Genomic DNA, 13,241 nt, shown 5'->3' on the forward strand with positions numbered 1-13,241 from the left:
TCACACCGCCTCGATCAGCATGGCGCCGCCGAGCCCGCCGCCGATGCATTCGGTGGCGATTCCGCGCCGCGTGCCAAGCCGCTTCATCGCGTTAACGAGATGCAGCACGATGCGGTTGCCGGAGGTGCCGACGGGATGACCGAGCGAGATCGCGCCGCCATCGACGTTGAGCCTGTCACGGTCGATCTCACCAGCCGCGCCGTCAAGCCCGAGGATGTCCCGGCAGAATTTGTCGTCGTTCCAGGCGGCGAGGCAACCGAGCACCTGGGTGGCGAAGGCCTCGTTCAGCTCCCAGGTCTCGACGTCCTGAACCGTGAGGCCGTTGCGCTGAAGCAGCGGCGTTGCCGACATCACCGGACCGAGCCCCATGATGCCGGGATCGAGCGCCGCCCAGTTGCTGTCCACGATCGCGGCTTTCGGCGTCAGTCCGTGCTTGGCGACCGCGGCGTCGGAGGCCAGGATCACCCAGGAGGCGCCGTCGGTGATCTGCGAAGAATTGCCGGCGGTGACCTGGCCCCAGGGGCGCTCGAACACCGGCCGGAGTTTTGCGAGCGTCTCTGCCGTGGAGTCCGGACGTACGCCATCGTCATGGTCGAAGAACTTGCCGTCGCGGGAGAAGGCGGTCTCGACCTCGCCCTTCAGGAAGCCCGCGCCTTGCGCATGCGCGAGCCGGCGGTGGCTTTCAGCGGCATAGGCATCGGACTGTGCGCGGGTGATGCCGAAGAGATGGCCGACCACCTCGGCGGTCTGGCCCATGTTCAGATCGGTGATCGGATCGGTCAGCCCGCGCTCGAGGCCGATGATCGGCTTGAGGTCGCTCGGCCGCAATTTGAACGCCGCAGCCAGCTTGGCGGCGACGCCCTTGGCGGTGGCAAGGCCGGCGAACCAGCGCACGCCCGAATTGGGCCAGACCAGCGGCGCGTGGCTCAGCGCCTCGGTGCCGCCGGCGAGGATCATGTCGGCATGGCCTTCGCGGATGTAGCGATAGGCGCTATCGATCGACTGCATCCCGGAGCCGCAATTGATCTGCACGGTGAAGGCGACCATGTCCTCGCCCATGCCGAGCCGGAGCGCGGCGACACGGGCCGGGTTCATCTCGTCGGCGATCACGTTGACGCAGCCGAGGATGACCTGATCGAAGCTGTCGGGCGAAAACGGCTGGCGCGCCAAGAGCGGCCGTCCGCATTGCACGGCCAGATCGACCGGCGTGAACGGCCCCGGTCCCGACCGCGCCTTCAGAAACGGCGTGCGACTGCCGTCGACGATGAAAACCGGTCGTGCCATCAGCTCGCCGCCCTCTGGTCACCGAGTTCCTGGAAGAACTGATGCACGTCGCCGGATTTCCTGTAAATCGGCGACAGCGCCTCCGGCGCAAAATCGTCGACCTCGATCACGTCAGTGACGGCTTTCCGGGCAACAGAGATTTGCTCGCCCTCGGCTTGCGTGATCACGCCTTTGGCGACCGCTTCCTCCCAGTCGCGAACATGCGCAGCGCGCATGCGCTTGGCGATGGCCTCCGTGGCTGCGACCAGCTTGAACGCGCGCTCCAGCCGCGCAAAGCCGCCGTCGTCGTCGACCTGGGCCAGATCCGGCGTGAGGCGCTCGCGTGCTGCCGAGGGCTCCAGCACGATCCCAGCACACTGGTGCACGACGCGGTCGGAGGGGCCGAGCACGCGGGCGCCGAACGGCTGGACCACGAGCTTGAGGAAGGCAGCGACGAAGCGGTTCGGCAGATTGGCGAGGATCTCGGCGAGCCGGTTCTCGATGGTTTTGAAGCCCGTCGCCATGCACCATTCCAGCGCGGCAAAGTCTTCCTTCTGCCGGCCTTCGTCCTGCCAGCGTTTTAGCGCGGCAGAGAGCAAGTACAGCTCGGAGAGAATGTCGCCGAAACGCGCCGACAGCATCTCCTTGCGCTTGAGCGCGCCGCCCAGCGTCAGCAGCGCCATGTCAGCGCAGAGCGCAAACGCCGCGGAGTAGCGCGAGAGCTGACGATAGAATGGCGTGGCGTCACCAGCATCGGGCGCCAGCGCGAACGCGCCAAAAGTCCAGCTCCGGCCGAACGCGCGGAACAGCGTCCGGAAGCTGTGACCGACATGTTTCCAGAATGCTTTGTCGAATGCGGCGAGCCCACGCTCGCGATCGGAATCGGCGAGCGCATTCATCTCGTCGAGCAGGTAAGGATGCGCGCGGATCGCGCCCTGTCCGAACACGATGAGGTTGCGGGTCAGGATGTTGGCGCCTTCGACCGTAATCCCGACTGGCACGGCGCGGTGGAGATTGCCGAGATAGTTTTGCGGGCCGTCGATCACGGCCTTGCCGCCATGGATGTCCATGGCGTCGTCGATCGCCGTGCGCATCCGCTCGGTCGCATGCAGCTTCATGATGCCGGAGATGACGGCGGGATGAACGCCGGCATTGAGCGCCGCGCAGGTCAGTCGCCGCGCCGCGTCCAGCTGATAGGCGGTGCCGACGATGCGCGCGAGCGGCTCCTCAACGCCTTCGAATTTGGAGATGGAGATGCCGAACTGCTCACGGATACGGGCATAGGCGCCGGTGGTGCGGGCCGCATAAGCGGCCCCCGCAGCAGAAAGCGACGGCAGCGAGATGCCGCGGCCGGCGGCGAGCGCGGTCATCAGCATCTTCCAGCCCTGCCCGAGGCGCGCCTGGCCACCAAGGACATAGTCGAGCGGAATGAAAACGTCGCGGCCCCAGTTCGGGCCGTTCTGGAACACCTGCATCGACGGCAGATGGCGCTGCCCGATCTCGACGCCGGGCAAATTGGTCGGGATCAGCGCCACGGTGATGCCGAGCTCTTCCTGATTCCCGACGAGGTGATCGGGATCATAGGCCTTGAAGGCGAGTCCCAGGAGCGTCGCGACCGGGCCGAGCGTGATGTAGCGCTTGTGCCAGTTGAGCCTGAGGCCAACGACCTCGCGGCCCTCGAACTCGCCCTTGCAGATGATGCCGGTGTCGACCATCGAGGCAGCGTCGGAGCCGGCTTCGGGGCTGGTGAGGCCGAAGCAGGGAATCTCGCGGCCGTCAGCAAGCCGCGGCAGCCAGCGCGCCTGCTGCTCTTTCGTGCCGAAGCGCATCAGCAGCTCGCCGGGACCGAGTGAGTTCGGCACCATCACGGTCACGGCGGCTGCGATCGAGCGCGTCGAGATTTTTCGCACGACTTCGGAATGCGCATAAGGCGAGAAGCCGAGGCCGCCAAATTCCTTCGGAATGATCATGCCGAAGAATTTTTCACGCTTGACGAAGTGCCAGACGTCCGGCGGCAGGTCACGCCATTCCCAGAAGATCTTCCACTCGTCGAGCATGGCGCAGAGCTCGTCGACGGGGCCGCTCAGGAACGCCTGCTCCTCGCTGGTCAGGGTCGCCTGCGGGATCTTCAGAAGCTTCGACCAGTCAGGGTTGCCCGTGAAGAGGTCGGCATCCCACCAGACGTCGCCCGCCTCTAGCGCCTCGCGCTCGGTGTCGGACATCGCCGGCAGCACGCCGCGCGCCCAAGAGAAGATCGGCTTTGTCAGGGTGTCGCGGCGGAAGCTCATGGCGGACCTCATGCATCGGCGCGGTTGTCGGGCATTTTAGCGGAAACTGGCTGGCGGAGGCGAACACTTCGCCTGCAAAATTGACGCGGCCGGGCGGCCCCCGGACCATAACGGCCAGGGTGCGCGAGCAGTTCCGGGAGGAATAAGGAGCCGTAGCCCGGATGGAGCGAAGCGCAATCCGGGTAAGTCTATCCGCGAGGGAAGAATCCCGGATTACGCTGCGCTCCATCCGGGCTACGGGACATCGGGCGGCCCGGCCTAATCCGGCCGCACCATCTCGAACATGTTTTCCGGCTTGATCTCGAAATAATCGCCGCGGCGGCCGGCCCGGACGATCGGGCGGGCGGCGGCGGTCTGGTAGACGCCGTCCTTGATCATGGCCTTGTCGATGTGGACGGCAACGACCTCGCCCAGCGTCAACCAGGCGTCGGCCTCCTTGCCGTCGGCGCCCTTGAGGCGGATGATGTCGGAGACCTTACACTCGAAGGCCACGGGGCTCTCGCCGACGCGCGGCACGTTGACGAGCTTGCCGGGCACGGCGGTGAGGCCCGCGATCTCGAACTCGTCGACTTCAGGGGCGACATGCGCCGCGGTCGCGTTCATGTGCTTGGCGAGATCCATCGTGGCGAGATTCCAGACGAACTCGCCGGTCTGCTGGATGTTTTCGACCGAGTCCTTCCAGTTGGTGGAAGAGAAGCCGATGATCGGCGGTACGTAGCAGAACGCATTGAAGAAGCTGTAGGGCGCGAGATTGACGTGGCCCTTGGTGTCGCGAGAGGAGATCCAGCCGATCGGCCGCGGCGCGATGATGGCGTTGAACGGATCGTGCTTGAGGCCGTGGCCCTTGGAGGGCTCGTAGAAGTACAGGTCTTTGTCGGTCACGCTGGCTTTTCCCTGATCGTTATTGCGAGCGCAGCGAAGCAATCCAGAATCCCTCCGCGGAGACAATCTGGATTGCTTCGCTACGCTCGCAATGACGGAGTGTGTTGATCCGTCTCAGCCGCCACCAGCCGGTCGGCCCGGGGGCAGCGCGGGGCATCTTATACGAGGAAATCCGCCCGCCCGTCAGTGGCGCGGCGACAGACCGGCGATGACGAAATCGATCATCTGGTCGATGTTCGGGCCCGGCTTGGTGGCACACTGGGCGATCATCTGGGGGTGGAAGAACCGCATCATCGCGGTGCATGAGCAGAGCGCAGCAAGTTCCAGGTCGGGCGCCTCGAACTCCCCGGAGGCCACGCCTTGGGCGATCACCCGGCCGATCATTCCGGCGACACATTCCATGTGGGTGACGCAGACGTCCCAATCCTCCTGCATCGCGATCTCGACCATCTCGTGCAACTTGCTGTCGCCGACATAGCGCTCGGTATTCATGCGATGAATGGTGGTGAGCAACTCGCGGAAGCGCTCCGGCACCGGACCGGGCTTGGCCACGATCCGCTGCGCCTCCAGCTCGACCTCACCCATCAGGCCACGCGCCACCGACTGATGGATCGCCTTCTTCGATTCGAAGAAGCGATACACGTTGGCGGGGCTCATCCTGAGCTCCTTGGCGATGTCGCCGACCGTGGTCTTCTGATAGCCGATCTGGCGGAACAGCCGCTCGGCCACCTCGAGAATACGATCCCGGGTGTCGCCTTCGATATGTTCCGAAATAAGGGCCATCGATCAGGACTCGTTCGTCAACAGTCTTCTCACTTATTCAGCCGCCTCAGCAAGCGGAATTGCGTGCGGGTCATCGCTCCCATGCTGCGGCGCGGCAGGCTGCTCGGGCGTGCCGGCCTCGTCCAGGCTCTTCCTGAACCACAGCGCATAGAGGCCTGGCAGGTACAAGAGCGTCAGGAATGTCGCGACGAACAGGCCGCCCATGATGGTGATCGCCATCGGGCCCCAGAAGGCCGAGCGCGACAGCGGGATCATGGCAAGGATGGCGGCGAGCGCCGTCAGCACCACCGGACGGGCGCGGCGGACGGTCGCCTCCACGATCGCCTCGCGCCTGGTGAGGCCGTGCGAAACGTCGGTCTCGATCTGGTCGACCAGGATCACCGTGTTGCGCATGATCATGCCGGCGAGCGCGATCAGGCCGAGCAGCGCCACGAAGCCGAACGGGGCATTGGCGACGTTGAGGCCGAAGGAGGCGCCGACGATGCCGAGCGGCGCGGTGAGGAACACAAGGATCAGGCGCGAGAAGCTCTGAAGCTGGATCATCAGCAGCGTCAGCATCACCATGACCATCAGCGGGAAGAGGACGAAGATCGAGGCGTTGCCCTTGGCGGATTCCTCGAAAGCGCCGCCCGGCTCGATCCGGTAGGCCGGCTCGAGGTGATCAATGATCGGCTTCAGCTTCGGCGTGATCTGACCCGTGACGTCAGGCGCCTGCACGCCGTCGACGACGTCCGAGCGCACGGTGATGGCCATGTCGCGGTTACGCCGCCACATGATCGGCTCCTCGTGGGCATATTCGATCTTGGCGATCTGCTGCAGCGGCACGGCCACGCCATTGCGCGAGGTAATGGTGAGATCACCGACGCCGCCGAGGTCGAGCCGTTCGGACGGAATTGCGCGCGCGACCACGGCCACCTTCTCGATGCCGTCGCGGATGGTCGTAACCTGCGCGCCCGAGATCAGCATCGCGAGCGCCTGTGAGACCTCCTGCGGGGTCAGGCCCATGGCGCGGGCGCGATCCTGATCGACGACGAGCTTGAGGTAAGGCGACTGCTCGTTCCAGTCGAGCTGGACGTCCTTGACGCTCTTGTTCTGCCGCATGACGTCGCGAACCTGGTAGGCGATCTCGCGCACCTTGTTGGCGTCGGGACCGATCACGCGGAACTGGACGGGGAAGCCGACGGGCGGGCCGAAATTGAAGCGATCGACGCGCACGCGCGCCTCGGACAGAAAGCCCTCGGCAGCCGCGTTCTCGATCTTGGCCTTGATGCGCTCGCGCGCCTCGACGCCCTTGGCGACGATCACGATCTCGGCAAAGGCCTCGTTCGGCAGCTGCGGGTTGAGGCCGAGCCAGAAGCGCGGCGAGCCCTGGCCGACATAGGACGTATAGGTCTCGATGTCCTTGTCGTCCTTGAGCAGCGTTTCGGCCTGCTTTACCGCCTTCTCGGTCACGTTGAAGGCGGTGCCCTCGGGCAGGCGCAGCTGGAGGAACAGCTCGGGCCGCTCCGACAGCGGGAAGAACTGCTGCTGGACCTGACCGAAGCCGACGACCGAGGCGATGAAGATGCCGACGGTCGCGACGACCACGGTGATGCGGTGGTTGACGCACCATTGCACGATGGCGCGCAGGCCGCGGTACATGCGGGTCTCGTAGACCGCGTGCGGATCGTGATTGTGGTGCGCCTTCATCTCCGGCAGCAGCTTGACGCCGATATAGGGCGTGAAGATCACCGCCACGAACCAGGAGGCGACCAGCGCGATCGCCACGATCCAGAAGATGCTGCCGGCATATTCGCCGACCGCCGAATTGGCAAAGCCGATGGGGAGGAAGCCAGCGGCCGTGACCAGCGTTCCCGTGAGCATCGGAAACGCAGTCGATTCCCAGGCAAATGACGCCGCGCGCATGCGGTCCCAGCCCTGCTCCATCTTCACCACCATCATCTCGACCGCGATGATGGCGTCGTCGACGAGCAGGCCGAGCGCGATGATCAGCGCACCCAGCGTGATGCGGTGCAGGTCGAGCGACATCATGTTCATGACGACGAAGACGATGCCGAGCACCAGCGGCACCGAGAGCGCGACCACGATGCCGGTGCGCCAGCCCAGTGCCAGGAACGAGACGAATAGCACGATGACGAGCGCTTCCATGAAGGAATGCACGAACTCGCCGACGGCGTGCTCGACCACCTTGGGCTGGTCGGCGATCAGCTTGACATCGACGCCCTGCGGGACCGCCTTCATGAACTCGGCGGTCGCCTTCTCAACCTCCTTGCCGAGCTCGAGGATGTTGGCGCCCTTGGCGGTGACGACGCCGATACCGATCGCGGCCTTGCCTTCCTGACGGACGACGAAGCTCGGCGGATCGACATAGCCGTGGGTGACCGTGGCGATGTCGCCGAGGCGGAAGACGCGGCCGTTGCTCTCCACCGGGGTCTCGGCGACAGCCTTGGCGCCGTCGAGCGCACCGGTGACGCGCAGCGGCACGCGCTGCGAGGAGGTCTCGACCGTGCCGGCCGGCGTCACGTTGTTCTGCTTGGCGAGCGAATCGAACAACGCCTGCGGCGTGATGCCGAGCGTGGCGAGCTTGGCGTGGCTGAACTCGACGAAGATGCGCTCGTCCTGATTGCCGTAGACGTCGACCTTGGTCACACCCGACACCTTCAGCAGACGCTGGCGGAGGCCTTCGGAGACTTTCTTGAGCTGGGCATAGTCGGCGCCATCGCCGGTCATCATGTAGAGGATGGAATCGACGTCCGAGAACTCGTCGTTGACGACGGGTCCGAGAATCCCTGAGGGCAGCTGGCCCTGAACGTCGACCAGCTTCTTGCGCAGCAGATAGAAGAGATAAGGCACGTCCTTCGGCGGCGTGTTGTCGCGGAACGTCACCTGCAGCGCGGTGAAGGCGGGCTTGGAATAGGTCTGCACCTTCTCGAAATAGGGCAGCTCCTGGATCTTCTTCTCGATGGGGTCGGCGACCTGCGTCTGCATTTCCTGCGCAGTCGCGCCGGGCCAGATCACGGAGACGTTGACCACCTTCACCGTGAAGAACGGATCCTCGGCCCGGCCAAGCTTCTCATAGGAGAAGAAGCCGGCGACGCCGAGCACGATCATCAGGAAGAGAACCAGCGTCGGATGGCTGACGGCCCAGGCCGAAAGGTTGAAGCGCTTCATCGCTCTCTCCGAAAAGACGATCCAGTTGCCAAAAACACGACAGCCACTCCATTCAACCCATCATCGCGAGGCAGCGAAGCAATCCAGGGGGCTGGGCAGATTCTGGATCGCTTCGCCGCTTCAGCCTTCGCATTTGCGCTCGGGCCGAAACTCGCCTCGCAACGATGGAACTCGTAAAAACTCAGAACGACAGTGACGACACGATCCGCACCCGCTGGCCTGGATCGAGCTTCTGCACGCCGAGGGCAACGATCTTGGCGCCCTCTTCCACACCGCCGGTGATGACGACGTCGCCGCTCTCGTAGGACTTCACCGTCACCGGCTTCAACGTGAGCGCACCGTTGTCGTCGACGACGTAGAAGGACGGCTTGCCGCCTTCATTGAACAGTGCCGACAGCGGCAGCCGCGCGACGCGCTCGGTCGCGGCGTCCGACAGCGTCAGCGTCGCAGTCATGCCGAGCGCGACCTTGTCGTCGGCCTCGGGCAGCGAGAACTTTGCCAGATAGGTGCGCGTGGCCGGATCGGCCGCCGGCGCGATCTCGCGCAGCTTGGCCGTGTACTTCTTGCCCGGCTCGGACCACAGAGTGACGCTGGCGACACCCGACTTGGCGCGTCCGACCAGCGTCTCAGGGATCGCGACGACCGCTTCCTTTTCAGCAAAGCGGGCGACGCGGATCGAAGCCTGGCCCGCGGCGACCACCTGGCCGGGCTCGATCAGCGTTGTGGTGACGACGCCCCGGGCGTCGGCAACAAGCGCCGCGTAGGAAAGGGAATTTTTGCTCAGCTCGAGCGCGCGCTCGGCGCGGTTCAGGCGCGCGCGGGCCTCGTCGGCAGCGGCGCGGCTCGAATCCATCTGCGCATCCGTGGTCCAGCCCTTGGCCTTCAGGTCCTTGGCGCGCTGCTCGGCGGCGGCAGCCTGGGCCAGCACGCCGGTCGCGGCGGTCTGTTCGGCCAGCGCCTGCTCGGCCTGGAGCTTCAGATCGACCTCGTCGAGGGTGGCCAGCGGCTGGCCGATCTCGACGGTCTGGCCGACTTCCACGAGGCGTTTTGCAACTTTACCGGCGACGCGGAAGCCGAGATCGCTCTCGATCCGGGGCCTGACGGTGCCGACGAAGCTGCGCTCCGGCGTTTCGGCATCATAATGCGCGGTTGCGACCAAAACCGGCCGCGGGGGCTCGGCCTTCTCGGCAACGGTATCATTGCACCCGGCCAGCGAAGCTGCCATCAGGGCCAGCGATACTCCGGCCAACAGCTTGGAATAGCTCGATAAAACCGACCGGACGAACATCGAAGGACACTCCTGCATCTCGGATGAGAGGAATGTCAACTAATCACTGATAAAAGTCAATAATCGTCAGTCATCAGGAATGCGTGATCGTTAAGGGGTGGTAAGAATTGGGAGAACGGTTGCTGCGCGGTGCTATTGTAGGGTGGTAAAGCGAAGCGTGCCCCCGCACCGGGTGACACAAGGAAGATGGTGAGCACGGCGCGAAGAGCACCGTGCCTACGATCTCCTGGGTTGGAGAGAGGTGGTGGGCACGCTTGCGCTTTCCCCACCCTACGGGACCGTTTGCTCGGCTCTAACGGCCCTGCTCGACAAACTCGTGCTTGGTGTCATGGCCGCCCACGAACACCAAAATGCCGGCGATCAGCGGCAGCGCGGCGAGTACCAAGAGACCGGTCGAGGTCTGCCCCGTGGCTTCCTTGACCCAGCCGATCAGATAGGGCCCGCCGAAGCCGGCGAGATTGCCGATCGAGTTGATCAGGGCAATGCCACCGGCGGCCGCGGTGCCGGAGAGCCAGGCGGTCGGCAGGGTCCAGAACACGCCGAAGCAGCAGAACACGCCGATCGCGGCAACCGTCAGCACCACCATCGTCATGGTCGGATCGGTGAGATAGCTGGAGACGGCGAGCGCGACGGCGGTGAGCAGCAGCGGCGCACCGACATGCACCACGCGCTCGCGCGTGGCATCGGAATGCCGCGCCCACAGGATCATGGCGATGGTGCCGAACAGGTACGGGATCGCGGTGACGAAGCCGGTCTGTGCATTGGTCAGCCCGAACGCCTTGACGATCTGCGGCAGCCAGAACTGCATGCCGTAGAGCGCGCCGACGAAGCCGAAATAAATCAGGCTGAGCGCGATCACCTTGGACGAGGACAGCGCTTCGCCCAGCGAGAAATGCTTCACCGCCTGCTTGGCGGCAATCTCCGAATCGAGCTTCGCCTTGAGCCAGGCCTTCTGCTCGGCCGAGAGCCAGTCCGCCTTCTCCGGCCTGTCGGTCAGATAGAACCAGGTGACGATGCCGAGCAGCACGGACGGGATGCCCTCGATGATGAACAGCCACTGCCAGCCCTTCAGCCCCATCATGCCGTCGAGCCCGAGCAAGAGGCCCGAGATCGGCGCACCGATCACGGTCGAGACCGGCACGGCGACGGCGAAGGCGGCGAGAAAGCGGGCGCGATATTCGGCCGGGTACCAATAGGTGAGATAGAGGATGATGCCAGGGAAGAAGCCGGCCTCGGCGACACCGAGCAGGAAGCGCAGGACATAGAAGCTGGTCACGCCGCTGACAAGCGCCATCAGGGCGGAGATGATGCCCCAAGTCACCATGATGCGGGCGATCCAGCGGCTGGCGCCGAATTTCTCCAGCGCCAGATTGCTCGGCACCTCGAAGATGAAATAGCCGATGAAGAAGATGCCGGCGCCCCAGGAGAAGATCAGCGGCGTGAATTTCAGTTCCGCGTTCATGGTCAGCGCGGCGAAGCCGAGATTGACGCGGTCGAGATAGGAGAAGAAGTAGGCCAGCACCAGGAACGGAATCAGGCGCCAGGAGATAGCGCGAATCGTCGACGTCTCGATTTCGCTCTTGGCATTCTTGGCACCGCCGGCGGAACCGGCATAGGTGGTGGTCTGGCTCATTGCTTTCCCCGGGTTGTTGCTTTTCTAGGGCTGGGCGCGGTTTTGAGCATCGCGGGCCAAGAGTCAATGGAGCGAGCAATGCGCGCAGCGCAGTCGGATAAACCTGTTGCGCCGTGGACATCGCTGAGCCGCGCCGCCCTCGCCCTCGCGGTGATCGTCTGCGGATTGTCCCTGCGCTGGTACGGCTTTCCACTCGGCCTGCCTGCCTTCGTCGTGAAGTATGGCGGCTCGCTATTGTGGGCCACGATGGTGTTTCTGCTGGCCGGGGTCTTGCTGCCGCAGCTGTCGCGCAGCCAACTCGCTGCCATCGCGGCGATCATCGCAGTCGTCGTGGAATTCTCCCGGCTGATTCACACGCCATGGCTCGATGCATTCCGGCTGACGACGGCCGGCGCGCTGCTGCTCGGGCGCATCTTCTCGCTGTGGAATTTGGTGGCGTATGCAGTGGGGATTGCGTTCGGCGTTTTGGCCGATCGGGTGACTACAGTGCGGTGGGCAAAGGCGCCTTAGCGCCGTGCCCACGATTTCTCTCCACGTGAGACGGGCGTGGGCACGCTTCGCTTTGCCCACCCTACGAGACTGGATCGACCGGCTTGCCAGAGTGCGTAGGGTGGATTAGCGCAGCGTAATCCACCTCTTCTGCCTCCGCGGAGACACACAGTGGTGGGTTACGCCTTCGGCTAACCCACCCTACAAAGATCTACTCCGCCAGCTGAAACTGCTCGAAGCGATCAAGCTCATCCTCGATCACCCGCTTGAGCTCCTTGCGCCCTGCCGTCTTCTTCCCCTGCCCGACCCAAGTCCATTTCTGCATCAGCAACTTCTTGGCCTGCCGGTCCGTCTTCAGGTCGAGCGCCGCGACGATCTCGTCGCCGACCAGCACCGGCAGCGCAAAATAGCCGAGCTTGCGTTTCGCCTTCGGGACATAGGCCTCGAACAGGTGGTTGTAACCGAAGATGAGATTGGTGCGCTTGCGCTGGATGATCAGGGGATCGAACGGCGAGAGGATGTGGACGAGATCGGGCGACACGTCATGCGGCTCGAGCGCGGCGGGCAAGGCCCAATGCTCCTGCTTGCCGGCGCCCTCAAGCGCGATCGGCACGAGTTCGCCGCGGCGGACGCGCGCGGCGATCAGGCTCGCGACCGCCTTCTTGCGCGGCGCATCGAGATGACAGATCGAATCGAGGCTCACCACCCCTTGCGACCGCAATGCGCGGTCGAGCAGATAGGACGAGATCTCCCTTGCCGAGGCGGGCCTCGGCAGCTTGTCCCAGCCGAAATGGCGCGTCATCAGCTCGTAAGTCTTGAGCATGCCCTGCCGCTCGCTGATGGTCACGGCGCCGGTATAGAAGGCAAGCTGCAACGCCCGCTTCGAGGGCTTGCGGCTCTGCCACAGATGCTCCTTCTCGGTGAGCACGTCGTCCTCGATGTCGCGGATCGTCAGTGGACCGGCACGCACCAGCCGCATCACCTTGCGCGTGTCGGCCGGCTTCACCGAGGCGAACCATTTGTGCCCCTCGCGGCGGTGCTCGCGCATCGCCGGCAGGAAGAAGCGGAAGTCGTCAGCCGGAACGTAAGAGAGCGCGTGCGTCCAATATTCGAACACGCGTTTGTCGACGCTCTGGGCGTGGCGCAGATCGGCGCGGCGGTAGGACGGGATACGGCTGAACAGGATATGGTGATGGCAGCGCTCGATGACGTTGATGGTGTCGATCTGCACATAGCCGAGATGAGCGACCGCGTCCGCGACGGCCTGCGCTCCGGCGCCGAACGGGGCGCGCTGATCCAGCCGCTGGGCGTGCAGCCAGATCTGCCGGGCCTGTGTCGTGGTGAGGGAGAGCAGTTTTGGCGCGCGGGACATTGCGGAAAGCAATGTAGCGGGATTCGCGCCAACGCAAACAACAGAGGCAAAGAAAACCGCGCTGCCATCTGC

The 13,241-nt window shown here is 64.6% G+C and carries 9 protein-coding genes; 1 reads left to right on the forward strand and 8 read right to left on the reverse strand.

Annotated features, from left to right (window positions below; genetic code table 11):
• The 7 genes from IVB26_RS30745 to IVB26_RS30775 all read right to left on the reverse strand — a co-directional run bounded on the left by IVB26_RS30745 (position 1) and on the right by IVB26_RS30775 (position 11,308).
• Positions 1-1,284 (reverse strand): acetyl-CoA C-acetyltransferase, encoded by a 1,284-nt coding sequence (locus tag IVB26_RS30745; protein ID WP_247968792.1) that lies wholly within the window; start codon positions 1,282-1,284, stop codon positions 1-3.
• Complete coding sequence (locus IVB26_RS30750) at positions 1,284-3,551, reverse strand: acyl-CoA dehydrogenase (RefSeq protein WP_247968793.1); 2,268 nt, start codon at positions 3,549-3,551, stop codon at positions 1,284-1,286. The genes IVB26_RS30745 and IVB26_RS30750 overlap by 1 nt, the downstream gene beginning before the upstream one ends.
• A gap of 258 nt (positions 3,552-3,809) precedes the next feature.
• Positions 3,810-4,433 carry a flavin reductase family protein gene (locus tag IVB26_RS30755; protein ID WP_247968794.1) on the reverse strand — a complete coding sequence of 208 codons (624 nt, stop codon included), beginning with the start codon at positions 4,431-4,433 and terminating at the stop codon, positions 3,810-3,812.
• A 183-nt stretch (positions 4,434-4,616) separates the two neighbouring features.
• Positions 4,617-5,216, reverse strand: a complete 600-nt coding sequence (locus tag IVB26_RS30760; RefSeq protein WP_247968795.1) for a TetR/AcrR family transcriptional regulator — start codon at positions 5,214-5,216, stop codon at positions 4,617-4,619.
• A 33-nt stretch (positions 5,217-5,249) separates the two neighbouring features.
• Entirely contained in the window at positions 5,250-8,387 is a 3,138-nt protein-coding gene (locus tag IVB26_RS30765; RefSeq protein WP_247968796.1) for an efflux RND transporter permease subunit, read from the reverse strand.
• Between the two features lie 181 nt (positions 8,388-8,568).
• Complete coding sequence (locus tag IVB26_RS30770) at positions 8,569-9,675, reverse strand: efflux RND transporter periplasmic adaptor subunit (protein ID WP_247968797.1); 1,107 nt, start codon at positions 9,673-9,675, stop codon at positions 8,569-8,571.
• Between the two features lie 292 nt (positions 9,676-9,967).
• Entirely contained in the window at positions 9,968-11,308 is a 1,341-nt protein-coding gene (locus IVB26_RS30775) for an MFS transporter (protein WP_247968798.1), read from the reverse strand.
• Positions 11,309-11,386: 78 nt separating this feature from the next.
• Here IVB26_RS30775 and IVB26_RS30780 point away from each other — a divergent pair, with 78 nt between their 5' ends.
• Positions 11,387-11,818, forward strand: coding sequence for a ribosomal maturation YjgA family protein (locus tag IVB26_RS30780; RefSeq protein ID WP_247968799.1), 432 nt, complete (start codon positions 11,387-11,389; stop codon positions 11,816-11,818).
• Positions 11,819-12,008: 190 nt separating this feature from the next.
• Here the strand turns inward: IVB26_RS30780 and IVB26_RS30785 are convergent, their stop codons facing one another.
• A complete protein-coding gene (locus IVB26_RS30785) occupies positions 12,009-13,169 on the reverse strand; it encodes a winged helix-turn-helix domain-containing protein (protein ID WP_247968800.1) in 1,161 nt (386 codons plus the stop codon).
• Positions 13,170-13,241 lie beyond the last annotated feature (72 nt).

It is taken from the genome of Bradyrhizobium sp. 195 (assembly GCF_023101665.1).
Lineage (GTDB): Bacteria > Pseudomonadota > Alphaproteobacteria > Rhizobiales > Xanthobacteraceae > Bradyrhizobium.